Annotated in this window: 1 protein-coding gene; it reads left to right on the top strand. The window is 62.1% G+C overall.

The window, feature by feature from the left end; genetic code table 11:
- Positions 1-43 precede the first annotated feature (43 nt).
- Complete coding sequence (locus J1779_RS16730) at positions 44-18,040, top strand: Ig-like domain-containing protein (protein WP_217204302.1); 17,997 nt, start codon at positions 44-46, stop codon at positions 18,038-18,040.
- Position 18,041: the final 1 nt, after the last annotated feature.

Raw genomic sequence — 18,041 nt, 5'->3', positions numbered from 1 at the left:
TAATAACACCTATTGGGTATATAAAAGGAATGGACACAATATCATGAGCAAAACCATGGATATTATCTCTCGTAAAACGTCATTGAAAAATGTTTTCACCGCAGAAGGAAATACATCCGTCGCGATGAATGAATCCGGTGTGGTCGTTATTCATGACGCAGTGAAAAATGTCGCCAGCTATGAACGCAGCGGCAATGATCTGATTATTCATATGCAGGATGGTTCGGTTATTCGCTGTGTAGGATATTTCGAGAATATAGGTGATAAAGACGAGAATAAACTGGTCTTTCAGGATGAAAATCAGCAGATGACCGAGGTGAATTTCACCGACGCCACTGCCCCTCATGATACGCCGGTATTTACCCTCACCGCGGTGGAAACCCCGCTGGCGGACATGAGCAGCTTAATGCTCAGCACGGCAGAAGTGACCGTGGAATGGCCGTACCTGCTGGCCGGTGTGCTGGGCGCGGGCGCGGCGGGCGCGTTGCTGGGTCACAGCGGCGGCACCGACGAAAAAACCAGGGTCATTGATAACACCAAAGATGTCGAAGTGGCACAGCCGACGTTCCTCGTGACCGACACGCAGGGCGACAGCCAGGGCATTCTGGCGAATCAGGCGGTGACCGACGACACGCGTCCGACCTTCACCGGCACCGGGTATCCGGGGGCAGATATCGCCATTGTGGATGCCAGCGGTAACATCATTGCCACCACCGTGGTTGACGCAAACGGGCAGTGGACGGCACAACTGGCCGCGCAGTCTGCCGGTTCGCATACCTACATGGTGGTACAGGAAAGCAACGGTTCCACCACCAGCGCAGGCTCCATCACCCTGACCATTGTCACGGCTAAAGCCTCCCTGAGCATCGATACCATGGCGGGCGATAACGTGCTCAACGCTGCCGAAGCAGGCAGCGACGTGACGCTTTCCGGTAAAAGCGAAAACCTGGCGGCGGGCACCACGGTGACCGTTTCCCTTAATGGCTCAAGCTGGCAGACCACCGTGGGTGCAGACGGCTCCTGGTCCGTGCAGGTGCCGGCGGCAGACGCGCAGGCTCTGGCTGACGGCGTTCATACCGTGCAGGTCAGCGGCGTGGATCGCGCCGGTAACAACATCACCTCCGCCTCAACGCTGACGGTGGATACGCACCCTCCGTCGCTGACCATCGGCACGCTGGCGGGCGATGATATTCTTAATGCGGCGGAAGCGGGCAGCGACCTGATCCTCAGCGGCACCTCGGATGCCGGTGCCGGTCAGACCGTCACTCTTAACCTGAACGGCCAGACCTACACCACGACCGTTGGCGCAGACGGCAACTGGTCCGTGAGCGTTCCGGCCGCGCAGGCAGGCGCACTGGCTAACGGCAACGTCACCCTCAGCGCCAGCGTCAGCGATGCGGCGGGCAACAGCACTTCCACCACGCATGATTTCCGCGTAGACACCACCGTGCCGGTCGTCACCATCGATACCATCGCCGGTGACAACATCCTTAACAGTGCGGAGCAAATGCAGGCGCACATCGTCAGCGGCACCAGCACTGGCGGGGAAGCAGGCGACACCGTCACGCTGATCATCAACGGCCAGACCTACACCACAACGCTGGCAGCGGATGGCTCATGGAGCATCGGTTTACCGGCGTCCGTGTTCAGTTCACTGGCGGACGGCAGCCACGATGTCAGCGTCAGCATCACCGACAAAGCAGGCAATACCGGCAACCAGACCTCGACCCTCGTACTGTCTTCCGATTTGCCGGAACTGACCATCGATACCGTCGCGATTGAAAACGTGATCAACGCCGAAGCCAAAGGCGCAGCGCTGGCCGTCACCGGCACCAGCAGCAGCCCGGATGGCACCTCCGTCACCCTGACGCTCAACGGTGTGGATTACACCACCCGCGTCAGCGGCGGCCAATGGTCAGTCAGCATTCCGGCGTCCGATGTGGCAAAACTCGGCGAAGCCCATTACACCCTGACGGTCGTCAGCACCGACGCGGCCGGCAACACCGGTAGCGCATCGCATCAGGTGCAGGTGGATTCCGCGCTGCCGCAGGTCACGGTGAACGTCACCGCGGGCGATGACATCATCAACGCCACAGAAATCACCGCTGACCAGATCCTCAGCGGGAAAGTCACCTATGCGGCGGCGGGCGATACCGTGCTCGTCACCGTGGGCGGCCACACTTATCAGACCACCGTCGCAGACGACCTGAGCTGGAGCGTCAGCGTGCCAGCGGCAGACTGGCAGGCGCTTGGCGACGGAAATCTTACCGTCAGCGCGTCAGTGACCAACCAGCACGGCAACACCGGCAACGGCGAGCGCGAAATCATCATCGACGCCAGTCTGCCGGGCTTGCGCATAGATACCGTTGCGGGCGATGACATCGTCAACAGCATTGAAATCCAGCAAAACCAGATCATCAGCGGTACCAGCACCGGCATTGCCGAAGGCAGTACGGTGATCGTGACGGTCAACGGCGTGGAGTATCGGGCGAATGTGAGCGCCAGCGGCAGCTGGTCTGCGGCCATTCCGGCGGCAGACGTGGCGAACTGGCCAGCGGGCGAGCTGAACATCAGCGTGACCGGCTCCAGCACGTCGGGCAACAGCGTCAGCATTGCCAACAATATCACCGTTGATCTCAGCAGCGTGGCGATTGCCATCGACACCATCGCGCTGGACAACATCCTCAATGCCGCGGAAAAAGCGGCAGATGTCACGCTGAGCGGCACCACGCAAAATGTCGAAGCCGGTCAGCAGGTGACGGTGAATTTCGCGGGCGGCACCTATCAGACGACGGTGCAGGCGGACGGCAGCTGGAGCGTCACCGTTGCGGCGGCGGACATCAGAAATCTGAAAGATGGCGACACTAACATGAGCGTCAGCGTGACCAACGTCGCGGGCAATAACGCCAGCGCGGCGCAGGAACTGACGGTAGACACCGCCGCGCCAACGCTGAGCCTTAACGTGATCGCCGGTGACAACGTGCTCAACAGCGCGGAAGCGGGCGCAGACGTGGTATTGAGCGGGACGACAACCGCCGAACCCGGTCAGCAGGTGACGATTACCCTTAACGGCAAAACCTACAACGCGGAAGTCGCGGCAGACGGCACCTGGAACACCACGGTGCCAGCGGCAGACGCAGGCGCCATCACCGACGGCACTTACACCGTCAGCGCCAGCGTCAGCGATATCGCCGGTAACACCACCGGCGCGACCGGCTCATTGCTGGTGGATGTCACCGCGCCAACGCTGACCATCAACACCGTGGCTGCTGACGACGTGATCAACGCGCAGGAGCATCAGCAAAACCTGATGATCACTGGCGGCAGCACCGGCGTGCCTGCGGGCGGGCTGGTGACGGTTGAAATCGACGGCCACAGCTACACCGCCGCGGTTGATGCGAACGGTAACTGGAGCGTCGGCGTTCCGGCCTCTGTGGTCAGCACCCTGAACGATACCGGCTACACCATCACCGCCAGCGTGAAAGACGCGGCGGGCAATTCGGGCTCCGTCACGCACGACGTCACGGTGGATACCGCTGCACCGGTGCTGACCATCAACACCGTCGCCTCTGACGACGTGATCAACGCCATCGAAAAAGGCGAAGCCCTCACCGTCAGCGGCACCAGCGACGGCGCTGACGGTTCAACCGTTACCCTGACTCTCAACGGCAAAGCGTACAGCACCCAGGTCAGCGGCGGCGTCTGGACGCTCGACGTTCCGGCAACTGATATCGCAAACCTCGGCGAAGCGAACTACACGCTGAACGCCTCCAGCACCGACGCGGCGGGGAACACCGGCAGCACCACGCATAACGTGCTTGTCGATACCTCGCTGCCATCCGTGATCATCAATGCGGTGGCGGGCGATGACGTGATCAACGCAGCCGAAGCGGCGGCGGATCAGACCCTGAGCGGCCGCGTCACCAACGCATCAGAGGGTGACACTGTCACCATTACACTCGGCGGCAAAACCTACGAAGCCAAAGTCCAGGCAGATCTGAGCTGGAGCGTCAGCGTGCCATCGGCTGACCTGCAAGGGTTCGGCGACGGTGACCTGACCGTCAGCGCCAGCGTGACCAACCAGCATGGAAATACCGGCAACGGCGAGCGCGATATCGCCATCGACGCCAACCTGCCGGGCCTGCGTCTGGATACCGTGGCCGGTGACGACATCGTCAACAGCATCGAAATCCAGCAAAACCAGATCATCAGCGGCACCAGCACCGATCTCGAACCGAACAGCACTGTGACGGTGACCGTGAACGGCGTGGATTATTCTGCAAGCGTGAAGGCCAACGGCAGCTGGTCGGCGGCAATCCCTGCTGCGGACGTGGCGAACTGGCCTGCGGGCCCGCTGGCGATCACCGTCAGCGGCGCGGACGCTTCCGGCAATCCGGTGAGTATCACGCAAAACGTCACCGTTGATCTGAGCAGCGTGGCGATCACCGTCGATACCATCGCGGTGGACGACATCATCAACGCGGCGGAGAAAGCGGCAGACCTGACCCTGAGCGGCACAACGCAAAACGTCGAGGCTGGTCGCGACGTGACCGTTAACTTTGCGGGGCACACTTACACCACTACCGTACAACAGGACGGCAGCTGGAGCGTCACCGTTCCGGCAGCGGACATGGCCGCGCTAAAAGACGGCGACGCCACGGCGACCGCCAGCGTGACCAACGCGGCAGGCAACAGCGCCAGCGCGGCGAATACCGCGGAAGTGGATGCTTCCGCGCCAACGCTGACCATCGACACCCTCGCCGGTGACAACGTACTCAACAGTGCGGAAGCGGGCGCAGACGTGGTAGTGAGCGGGACGACAACCGCCGAAGCCGGTCAGCAGGTGACGATTACCCTTAACGGCAAAACCTACACCGCGGAAGTCGCGGCAGACGGCACCTGGAACACCACGGTGCCAGCGGCAGACGCAGGCGCCATCACTGACGGCACTTACACCGTCAGCGCCAGCGTCAGCGATATCGCCGGTAACACCACCGGCGCAACCGGCTCGCTGCTGGTGGACGTGACCGCGCCAACGCTGACCATCAATACCGTGGCCGCCGACGACGTGATCAACGCGCAGGAGCATCAGCAAAACCTGATGATCACCGGCGGCAGCACCGGCGTGCCTGCGGGCGGGCTGGTGACGGTTGAAATTGACGGCCACAGCTACACCGCCGCGGTGGATGCGTCGGGCAACTGGAGCGTCGGCGTTCCGGCCTCTGTGGTCAGCACCCTGAACGATACCGGCTACACCATCACCGCCAGCGCGCAAGACGCGGCGGGCAATCCGGGTTCCGTCACGCACGGCGTTACGGTTGATACCGTTTCTCCGGCGCTGACCATCAACACCGTCGCCTCCGACGACGTGATCAACGCCATCGAAAAAGGCGAAGCCCTCACCGTCAGCGGCACCAGCGACGGTGCGGACGGCTCAACCGTCACCCTGACTCTCAACGGCAAAGAGTACAGCACCCAGGTCAGCGGCGGCGTCTGGACGCTGGACGTTCCGGCAACTGATGTCGCAAACCTTGGCGAAGCAAACTACACGCTGAACGCCTCCAGCACCGACGCGGCGGGCAACACCGGCAGCACCACGCACAACGTGCTGGTCGATACTTCGCTGCCATCCGTCACCATCAATGCGGTGGCGGGCGACGACGTGATCAACGCCGCCGAAGCGGCGGCAGACCAGACCCTGAGCGGCCGCGTCACCAACGCGGCAGAGGGTGACACTGTCACCATTACGCTCGGCGGCAAAACGTATGAAGCCAAAGTCCAGGCAGATCTGAGCTGGAGCGTCAGCGTGCCATCGGCTGACCTGCAAGGGTTCGGCGACGGCGGCCTGACCATCAGCGCCAGCGTGACCAACCAGCACGGCAACACCGGGTCAAATGAGCGCGATATCGCCATCGACGCCAACCTGCCGGGCCTGCGTCTGGATACCGTGGCCGGTGATGATATCGTCAACAGCATCGAAATTACCCAAAACCAGATCATCAGCGGCACCAGCACCGATCTCGAACCGAACAGCACTGTGACGGTGACCGTGAACGGCGTGGATTATTCTGCCAGCGTGAAGGCCAACGGCAGCTGGTCGGCGGCCATTCCGGCAGCGGACGTGGCGAACTGGCCTGCGGGCCCGCTGGCAATCACCGTCAGCGGCGCGGACGCTTCCGGCAATCCGGTGACCATTACGCAAAACATCACCGTTGATCTGAGCAGCGTGGCGATCAGCGTCGATACCATCGCGGTGGACGACATCATCAACGCGGCGGAGAAAGCGGCAGACCTGACCCTGAGCGGCACCACGCAAAACGTCGAGGCCGGTCGCGACGTGACCGTCAACTTTGCCGGTCACACTTACACGGCCAAAGTGGCCGACGACGGCAGATGGAGCGTGACCGTTCCGGCGGCAGACATGGCGGCGCTGAAAGACGGCGACGCCACGGCGACCGCCAGCGTGACCAACGCGGCAGGCAACAGCGCCAGCGCGGCGAATACCGCAGAAGTGGATGCTTCCGCGCCGGTGGTGACCATTAATACCGTCACCAGCAGCGACGTGCTGACCGCCGTTTCGGGCAATGCAGACGTCACGCTGACCGGCACCAGCACCGCTGAAGCCGGGCAGACCGTCACCATTACGCTCGGCGGCAATACCTATCTTGCGCAGGTTGCCGCAGACGGCACCTGGACCACCACCGTACCGGGCACTGTGTTCTCCGGCCTGGGCGATGGCAGCTACACCCTCAACGCCTCGGTCAGCGATATCGCGGGCAACCCGGCATCGGCAACAGGCACCGCGCAGGTAGATCTCACCGCGCCGGTCGTGACCATCAACACCGTCGCGGGCGATAACGTCATTAATAGCAGCGAACATGCACAGGCGCAGGTGATCAGCGGCACCGTCTCCGGCGTGGAGGCAGGCAGCGTTGTTATCGTCACCATCAATAACGTCGATTACCGTACGGTCAGCGACGCCAGAGGCAACTGGAGCGTCGGCGTTCCGGCGGACGTGATCAGCGGTCTGAACGACGGCAGCTACACCATCACCGCACAGGCGACGGACGTGGCCGGGAACACGGGTTCTGCAAACCGCGATGTGACCGTTGAAACGACCGCGCCGGTATTTACCATCAATGACATGGCCGGTGGCGACAACATCCTTAATGCCACCGAAGCGCTCACCACCCTGACCATCACCGGTACGGTGTCCGGTCTGGCGGATGGCACCCAGGTTATCGTCACGCTTAACGGTCTGGACTATCAGGGCACCGTGACCAACGGCGCGTGGAGTGCGGACGTTCCGGCCAGCGATCTGGCGAACCTCGGACAGGCGTTGTATCAGGTGAGCGTGCGCGGCACCGACGAGTACGGCAACAGCGGTTCAGTCAGCAAAGGGCTGCAAACCTCTTCTGACAGCCCGGCCGTGACCATCAACGTGGTGGCCGGTGATGACGTGATCAACGCCAGCGAAGTGACCGCCGATCAGGTGATCAGCGGCAGCGTGCTCCATGCGGAAGCGGGGCAACAGGTGGTGGTCACCGTGGGCGGCAAGACGTACCACGCCGAGGTACAAACTGACCTGACCTGGAGCCTGACCGTTCCGGCTGCCGATCTCGCCGCAATGGGCGACGGCGCGCTGACGGTTTCCGCAACGGTGACCAATCTCAGCGGCAACACCGGTTCCGGTGAGCGTGATATTGCCATCGACGCGGCGATCCCCGGTTTACGCATTGATACCATTGCCGGTGACGATATCGTCAACAGCATTGAAATTAACCAGAACCAGATCATCAGCGGCACCAGCACCGGTATCGCCGAAGGCAGCACGGTGATCGTGACGGTCAACGGCGTGGAGTATCGGGCGAATGTGAGTGCCAGCGGCAGCTGGAATGCGGCCGTTCCGGCGGCAGACGTGGCGAACTGGCCTGCGGGCGCACTGACGGTTTCCGTCAGCGGCACCAGCTCAGCCGGAAACAATGTCACCATTTCTGACAACATCACGGTGGATCTGACCGGTGTGGCGATTGCCATCGACACCGTCACCACCGACAACATCCTCAACGCGGCGGAAAAAGCGGCAGACCTGACCCTGAACGGCACGACGCAAAACGTTGAAGCCGGTCAGAATGTCACGGTGATTTTCGCCGGTCATACCTACACCGCCAAAGTGGCCGACGACGGCAGCTGGAGCGTGACCGTTCCGGCGGCAGACATGGCTGCGCTGAAAGACGGCGACGCCACCGTTTCCGTGAGCGTCACCAATCTGGCAGGCAACAGCGCCAGCGCGGCGAATACTGTGGAAGTAGACACCGCCGCGCCAACGCTAAGCCTTAACGTGATCGCCGGTGACAACGTACTGAACAGCGCGGAAGCGGGCGCAGACGTGGTATTGAGCGGGACGACAACCGCCGAAGCCGGTCAGCAGGTGACGATTACCCTTAACGGCAAAACCTACACCGCGGAAGTAGCGGCAGACGGTACCTGGAACACCACGGTGCCGGCGGCAGACGCGGGGGCGATCACCGACGGCACCTACACCGTCAGCGCCAGCGTCAGCGACGTTGCCGGTAACACCACCGGCGCGACCGGATCGCTGCTGGTGGACGTGACCGCGCCAACGCTGACCATCAATACCGTGGCCTCCGACGACGTGATCAACGCGCAGGAGCATCAGCAAAACCTGATGATCACCGGCGGCAGCACCGGCGTGCCTGCGGGCGGGCTGGTGACGGTTGAGATCGACGGCCACAGCTACACCGCCGCGGTGGATGCGAACGGCAACTGGAGCGTCGGCGTTCCGGCGTCTGTGGTCAGCACCCTGAATGATACCGGCTACACCATCACTGCCAGCGCGAAAGACGCGGCGGGCAATCCGGGTTCCGTCACGCACGACGTCACGGTGGATACCGCTGCACCGGTGCTGACCATCAACACCGTGGCCTCCGACGACGTGATCAACGCCATTGAAAAAGGTGAGGCGCTGACCGTCAGCGGCACCAGCGACGGTGCCGACGGCTCAACCGTCACCCTGACCCTTAACGGCAAAGAGTACAGCACCCAGGTCAGCGGCGGCGTCTGGACGCTGGACGTTCCGGCAACTGATGTCGCAAACCTCGGCGAAGCGAACTACACGCTGAACGCTTCCAGCACCGACGCGGCGGGCAACACCGGCAGCACCACGCACAACGTGCTGGTCGATACTTCGCTGCCATCCGTGATCATCAATGCGGTGGCGGGCGACGATGTGATCAACGCTGCCGAAGCAGCGGCAGACCAGACCCTGAGCGGCCGGGTCACCAACGCGGCAGAGGGCGACACAGTCACCATCACGCTCGGCGGCAAAACCTACGAAGCCAACGTGCAGGCCGATCTGAGCTGGAGCGTCAGCGTGCCATCCGATGACCTGCAAGGGTTCGGCGACGGCGACCTGACCGTCAGCGCCAGCGTGACCAACCAGCACGGCAACACCGGCTCGAATGAGCGTGAAATCGCCATCGACGCCAATCTGCCGGGCCTGCGTCTGGATACCGTGGCCGGCGACGACATCGTCAACAGCATTGAAATTCAACAAAACCAGATCATCAGCGGCACCAGCACCGATCTCGAACCGAACAGCACTGTGACGGTGACCGTGAACGGCGTGGATTATTCTGCCAGCGTGAAGGCCAACGGCAGCTGGTCAGCGGCCATTCCGGCAGCGGACGTGGCGAACTGGCCTGCGGGCCCGCTGGCGATTACCGTCAGCGGCGCGGACGCCTCCGGCAATCCGGTGACCATCACGCAAAACATCACCGTTGATCTGAGCAGCGTGGCGATCAGCGTCGATACCATTGCGGTTGATGACATCATCAATGCGGCGGAGAAAGCGGCAGACCTGACGCTGAGCGGCGCAACGCAAAACGTTGAGGCCGGTCGCGACGTGACCGTCAACTTTGCGGGGCACACTTATACCACTACCGTACAACAGGACGGCAGCTGGAGCGTGACCGTTCCGGCGGCAGACATGGCTGCGCTGAAAGACGGCGACGCCACCGTTTCCGTGAGCGTCACCAATCTGGCGGGCAACAGCGCCAGCGCGGCGAATACTGTAGAAGTAGACACCGCCGCGCCAACGCTGACCATCGACACCCTCGCCGGTGACAACGTGCTCAACAGCGCCGAAGCGGGCGCAGACGTGGTGGTGAGCGGGACAACAAACGCCGAAGCCGGTCAGCAGGTGACGATTACCCTTAACGGAAAAACCTACACCGCCGACGTGGCGGCAGACGGCACCTGGCGCACCACGGTGCCAGCGGCGGACGCGGGCGCGATCACAGACGGCACTTACACCGTCAGCGCCAGCGTCAGCGACGTTGCCGGTAACACCACCGGCGCGACCGGCTCGCTGCTGGTGGACGTGACCGCGCCGGTGGTGACCATCAACACTATCGCCGGTGACGATGTCATTAACCTCAGCGAACATGCTCAGGCGCAGGTGATCAGCGGCGGCAGCACCGGCACGGTCAGCGGTAACACCGTGACAGTGGTGATTGACGGCAACACCTACACCACCGTGGTGGATGCCAGCGGCAACTGGAGCGTCGGCGTACCGGCCAGCGTGATCAGCGGGATTTCTGACGGCACTTACACCGTCAGCGTCAGCATCACCGACAGCGCAGGCAACACCGGTTCTCAGACGCATGATGTCACCGTCGACACCGGCCTGCCGGGCCTGAGCATTGATGCGATTTCGCAGGACAACGTGCTGAATGCCATTGAAAAAGGTGAAGACCTGACGATTTCCGGCACCGGCACCAACCTGAGCGAAGGCACGCAGGTTACCGTGACGCTGAACGGCGTGACTTATACCGCGCAGATTGCGGCGGGCGTCTGGAGCCTGACGGTTCCGGCCAGCGCACTGGCGGCACTGGGCGAAGCGAACTACAGCGTGACTGCCAGCGCCAACAGCGCTATCGGCAACAACATCACCGAAAGCGCAAACCTGCTGGTCGATACTTCGCTGCCATCCGTGATCATCAATGCTGTGGCGGGCGACGATGTGATCAACGCTGCCGAAGCAGCGGCGGATCAGACCCTGAGCGGCCGCGTCACCAACGCGGCAGAGGGTGACACTGTCACCATCACGCTCGGCGGCAAAACCTATGAAGCTAACGTGCAGGCAGATCTGAGCTGGAGCGTCAGCGTGCCATCGGCTGACCTGCAAGGGTTCGGCGACGGTGAGCTGACCGTCAGCGCCAGCGTGACCAACCAGTATGGAAATACTGGCTCGAATGAGCGCGATATCGCCATCGACGCCAATCTGCCGGGCCTGCGTCTGGATACCGTGGCCGGTGACGACATCGTCAACAGCATCGAAATTAACCAAAACCAGATCATCAGCGGCACCAGCACCGATCTCGAACCGAACAGCACTGTGACCGTAACCGTGAACGGCGTGGATTACTCCGCAAGCGTACAGGCCAACGGCAGCTGGTCGGCGGCAATCCCGGCAGCGGACGTGGCGAACTGGCCTGCGGGCTCTCTGGCAATCACCGTCAGCGGCGCGGACGCCTCAGGTAACCCGGTGACCATCACGCAAAACATCACCGTTGATCTGAGCAGCGTGGCGATCACCGTCGATACCATCGCGGTGGACGACATCATCAACGCGGCGGAGAAGGCGGCAGACCTGACGCTGAGCGGCACAACGCAAAACGTCGAAGCCGGTCGCGACGTGACCGTTAACTTTGCCGGTCACATTTACACCGCCAAAGTGGCCGACGACGGCAGCTGGAGTGTGACCGTTCCGGCGGCAGACATGGCGGCGCTGAAAGACGGCGACGCCACGGCGACCGTCAGCGTGACTAATGCGGCGGGCAACAGCGCCAGCGCGGCGAATACCGCAGAAGTGGATGCTTCCGCGCCAACGCTGACCATCGACACCCTCGCCGGTGACAACGTACTGAACAGCGCGGAAGCGGGCGCAGACGTGGTAGTGAGCGGGACAACAAACGCGGAAGCCGGTCAGCAGGTGACGATTACCCTTAACGGTAAAACCTACACCGCCGACGTGGCGGCGGACGGTACCTGGAACACCACCGTGCCAGCGGCAGACGCGGGGGCGATCACTGACGGCACTTACACCGTCAGCGCCAGCGTCAGCGATATCGCCGGAAACAGCATCAGCACCGACAGCGCCCTGCTGGTGGATGTCACTGCGCCGGTGGTCACCGTCAACACCGTCGCCGGTGATGACGTGCTGAACACCGCAGAACATGCGCAGGCGCAGGTGATCACCGGTGGCAGTACCGGGACGCAGGCGGGCAATCTGGTGACGCTGGTGATTGACGGCAACACCTACACCACCGTGGTGGACGCCAGTGGTAACTGGAGCGTCGGCGTACCGGCGAGCGTGATCAGCGCGCTGGCCTCCGGCGAAACGACCTTCACGGTGAGCATCACTGACAGCGCGGGCAACACCGGCAGCACCGGCCATTTGATCACCGTCAATACCGATGCGGTCAGCCTGAGCATCGATGCGATTGCGCAGGACGACATCATCAATGCGGCGGAGCACGGCAATAGTCTGACGCTTTCCGGCAGCAGTGAAAAACTGATTTCCGGCACAGAAGTCGCCGTTGTGCTGAACGGCAAAACCTACACCGCACAGGTGGATGTCAACGGTGACTGGACGCTGAGCGTTCCGGCGACCGATGTCGCCAGCCTGACGGACGGTAACTACACCGTGACCGCCAGCGCCCGCGATACGGCGGGTAATCCGGCCAGCGCCAGCCATGACGTGCTGGTGGATACCACCGCACCGGCGCTGTTGATCAACCCGATCACCGCAGACGGCATGCTGAACGCGGCGGAGCTGGGGCAGCCATTAACCCTGAACGGCACCTCCACGGCGCAGGCCGGTCAGACGGTGAGCGTGACGCTCAACAGTGTCACGTATACCGCGCGGGTTAACGCCGACGGCACCTGGTCGGTGCAGGTTCCACAGGACGACGTGGCAGCCTTGCAGGATGGCACCCTGACGGTCAACGCCAGCACCACGGACGTGGCGGGCAACCCGGCCTCGGCGAGCGCGTCAGTGATTGTCGATACCCTTGCGCCGACGCTGACCATCAGCACCATTGCCGGTGATGACATCATCAACACCACCGAGCAGCAGGCGGGTCAGACCATCAGCGGCACCACGTCGGCAGAAGCCGGTCTGACGGTCACCGTGACCTTCAACAACCGCGAATACCACGGCACCGTTACCGCAGAAGGGACGTGGAGCGTGAATGTGCCTGCGGCAGATTTCAACGGTGTGGCCGACGGCAGTTATACCGTCAGCGCGTCCGTGACGGATGTGGCGGGGAACCCGGCAGCGGCGGATTCTTCTGTCAGCCTCAGCGGTGTGGTGCCTGAAGTCACCATCAACACCTTCGCGCAGGACGACGTGATCAGCGCGGCGGAACACCCCGGGCCGCTGGCGATTACCGGCACCTCAACGGCACCGGCAGGTTCCATCGTGACGGTGACGCTGAACGGCCAGAGCTACACCACGCAGGTCGGCAACGACCAGAACTGGACGCTGAATCTCAGCGCCAATGCGGTGAACGCGCTGGCGGATGGTGAGAATTACACCATCACCGCGTCGGTCACCAACAGCATCGGCAACGTCGGTGCGGCCAGTCACGACATTGCGGTAGACACCACCGCGCCATCGATGACCATTACCCTGGATTCGATCAGCGATGATACCGGCCGCAGCAACAGCGATTTCGTGACCAGCGACAACACCATCACGCTTAACGGCACGCTGTCTGCGGCACTGGGCAACAACGAATTCGCGCAAATCAGCCTGGATGGCGGGGTGACCTGGACTGACTTAACCGTGACCGGCACGACCTGGCGCTATGCGCAGGGGAGCGCGCTGGCGGATGGCAGTTACACCTATAACGTGCGCGTGATTGATGCGGCAGGCAACGTCGGTTCGACGGCGTCGCAGACCGTGGTGATTGATACCCTGGCACCGGACGCCAGCCAGACCATCAGTATCGATGCGATTTCGCAGGATACCGGCCTGAGCAGCAGCGACTTTATCACCAGCGACACCACCATTAACCTGCGCGGCACGCTCGGCGCGGCGCTGGGGGCGGATGAGTATGCCCAAATCAGCCTCGACGGTGGCACGACCTGGCAAGACGTCAGCATCAGCGGCCTGACCTGGACCTATATTGATGGCCGTACGCTGACCGACGGGGATTACAACTACCAGATGCGCGTGGTCGATCTGGCCGGTAACGTCGGCGCGACCGCCAGCCAGGTGGTCACGATCGATACCACGGCACCGGACAGCAGCAAAACCGTCAGTATTGATGCAATAAGTCCGGATACCGGTCTGAGCAGCACCGACTTTGTGACCAGCAGCACCGCACTGACCGTCACCGGTAAGCTCGGCGCGGCGCTGGCTGCCGATGAGTTCGTGCAGGTCAGTCTCGATGGCGGTGTGACCTGGTCGAACGCGACCACCATCGGCACCGGCTGGACATTTGTGGATGGCCGCACGCTGACGGACGGTGATTACACCTATAACGTCCGCGTGGTGGACATGGCGGGTAACGTCGGCAGCGTGACCTCGAAAGTGGTTACCGTTGATACCGTTGCGCCGGACAGCACTAAAACCGTGACCATCGACAGCATCAGCACGGACACCGGTATTTCAGACAGCGACTTCGTGACCAGCGATACCTCGCTGACGGTCACCGGTTCGATTGGCGCGGAACTTGGCGCAGGCGAAGTGGTGCAAATCAGTGTCGATAACGGCGCGACCTGGACCACCGTGACGCTGCAGGGCAGCACCTGGCGATACGTGGATGGCCGCACGCTGACCGACGGCCAGACGCTGTATCAGGTTCGCGTGGTGGATCAGGCCGGTAACGTCGGCCAGACCGCGCAGCAGGTGGTGACCATTGACACCACCGCGCCGACGCAACTCATCACCATTGGCGCGATCAGCACTGACACCGGCGATTCCGCCAGTGACTTTATTACCAGCGACAATACCCTGACGTTCACGGGCAGGCTGAGCGCGACGCTGGCGACCGACGAAAGGGCGCAAATCAGCCTCGACGGCGGCAACACCTGGACGGATGTGATCGTTAACGGCCAGTCATGGAGCTATGACGCCACCGGCACCGTGCTCACCGACGGCAATCATAACGTGCAGGTCCGGGTTATCGATCAGGCAGGCAACATCGGCACGATCGGCAGCCAGACCGTGGTCATCGACACGCTGAACCCGGAAGCGGTCGCGACCATCGTTCAGTATTCGGATGATGAAGGCGACCGTCAGGGATCCTTCGGTTCAGGCACTTACACCGATGAAACCGCACCGACGCTGAGCGGCACGCTGAGCAAGGCGCTGGCCGATGGCGAAGTGCTGAAAATCTACCGCAACGGCGTGTTTGTTGGCGTCGCGACGGTGGTTGGTCTGGCCTGGACCTTCTCGGATTCGGCGCTGGCTGACGGCACCTATGTTTACGTCGCGACTTCGCAGGATCTGGCGGGGAACACCACGTCATCCACCGATTTTACATTGACCGTGGATACGTCAATTCCGACCACCATTGCCACCGTGACAGCGGAATCTACGCAGGACACCACGCCGATCATCAGCGGGACCTTGTCCGAAGCGCTGGGCGAAGGCATGTATGTGCAGGTGGTGGTCAACGGCGTGACCTACACGTCGGAAGCTGGCGGTGCCGTGGTCGTCGATCCGCTCAACAATACCTGGTATTTGCAGGTGCCGGGCGCTCTGGGGCTGGCAAGTTATGACGTGACCGCGCAGGTAAGAAGCAGCGCCGGTAACGGTAACGATGCGGGCATCAGCACCAGCGCGATCATCGTGTATGCCGAAACCGCCGTGGACACCAGCTGGGCCACTACCGCAGGGGCAACAACCACCAACGCGATGGCGTTCAGCGTGAACGCTAACGGTTTGTGGAACATTGTCACCGGTATCTCCGATTACACCAGTACCGACCTGAACAGTTATACCGGCACCACGCTGACCAACTCCCGCGGCAACATTGTGGTGAGTTATACGCTGGCGGATACCGACCGTAACGGCACGTCAGACATTTATGCGACGGAAACCAACTACGGCGGCAGCATCCAGGGTAAATGGACGGCGAACCCGGACGGCACTTACACCTACGGCCAGCAGGCTGTCGGCACGCTGATCTGGTACGGCGGCGTGATTGCTTACGACAAAACCGGCGATGGCTGGGTGGATCTGGCCTACGGCGATGCGGGCGGCGACTCCCGTACGTATCTGGTCAATAACAACGGCGTACTTTCCGCGGACGGTACCAACGGCGCGGCAGGGCTGGCGGGGGTGACATACCGTGAAATCTCCGGCGTGGATATCAACAACGACGGTACCGTGGACATCGTTCAGCACACCAACCGCAACGGCGCGTATGCGCTGACGGTGGTGAGCAACAACGGAACCGGCACGCTGACAGAAACCCAAAATATCGCCAACGTCTTTGTGCCGAATGCGGCCAACACCACCACGGCGGCGTCGATGACCTGGGCGGACTTCAACGGCGACGGCCTGATGGATTTGTACATTTCCTCCGGTCTGAATCCGAACGGTACGTACAACTATGGCGGCGCGATTTATTACAACAGCGGGCAGGGCACCCTGCTGACCACGCCAACGGCGGTGGGCGCGGCGACGACCAATGCGGCGTCAGCCGGGTATCTCTCCGCCGCCGTGGACTGGGACGGTGACGGTGATATGGACATCATCAAGTTCAGCACCTATTCCGGCAGCCAGACCGCCACGCTGTTCATGAATGACGGCACCGGTAACAACTGGAGCAGCAACACGCTGGCCACCGCACTGGTCAACGTCACGGGGATTGCCACCCTCGATTACGACTGGAACGGAACACAGGATCTGCTGGTGTCGCAGGCTAACGGCAAAGTGGTGTACATCGCCAACAACAGCACCATTGCCGACGGCACGGCGATCCACCTGCGCATTCTCGACGGCGAAGGGATGAACGTGTTCTACGGTAATACCGTTCAGCTGTACAACTCAGCCGGTGAACTGGTGGCCTCGCAGATCATCAACGCCCAGTCAGGTATCGGGATTAACGACGCCTCGGCGCTGGTGAACTTCTACGGGCTGGATCCGAATGAAACCTATTCGGCGGTGCTGGTGCGCAACATCAACGGCGTGTCGTCCAATGCCACCTGGACTGACCTGACCGCAGGCGATGGCACCAGCAGCTACTCGGTAACGGCGGACGCCGCCACCGGCGGACAAAGCGGCACCCTTACCGGCACCGGCTACAACGATACGTTTATCGCGGAAAGCGGCACCTATATCTACAACGGTTCCGGCGGCTGGAGCACCACGTCAGACCATGCGACATGGAGCGCCACCGGGGGTCAGGACATCGTCGATTACCGCAATGCCACCAGCGGAGTCACGGTGGATCTGAGCAACACCAATGCCCAGAACACCGGGTTCAACACGTCAACCTTCAAAGATATCGAAGGCATTGCCGGGTCGAACTTTGACGATGTGTTCACCGGCAGCGCGGGCGATAACGTGTTCGAAGGGCGCGGCGGCAACGACACCTTCAACCTGGGCAACGGCGGGCACGACACGCTGCTGTACAAGTTGCTGGACAGTGCTGACGCCACCGGCGGTAACGGTGCCGACACCATCAACGGCTTTACGGTCGGCACATGGGAAGGCACGGCGAACACCGATCGTCTTGATCTGAGCGATCTGTTGCAGTCGAGCGGTTACACCGGTACGGCAGATGCCAGCTACGTGAACGGCGTCGCCACCCTGGGCGCTGGCGTCGGCAATCTGGCGGAGTACCTGAGCGTCAGCACCGAAGGCAACGACACCGTCATCAAGGTCGATCTGGATGGCAGCGGCACAGCGCAGTCGATGACCACCATCGCCACGCTGACCAACGTTCACACCGATCTGGCGACGCTGCTGGCGAACCATCAGTTAGTGGTTGGCTAAC

It is taken from the genome of Rahnella rivi (assembly GCF_019049655.1).
Lineage (GTDB): Bacteria > Pseudomonadota > Gammaproteobacteria > Enterobacterales > Enterobacteriaceae > Rahnella > Rahnella rivi.
Note: the sequence above shows the minus strand (reverse complement) of the source record. Positions and strands in the feature narration are given on the sequence as shown.

Bases quoted from the DNA above. Each gene is read 5' to 3' on its own strand.
- J1779_RS16730 (WP_217204302.1), top strand. From the start codon at position 44: ATGAGCAAAACCATGGATATTATCTCTCGTAAAACGTCATTGAAAAAT.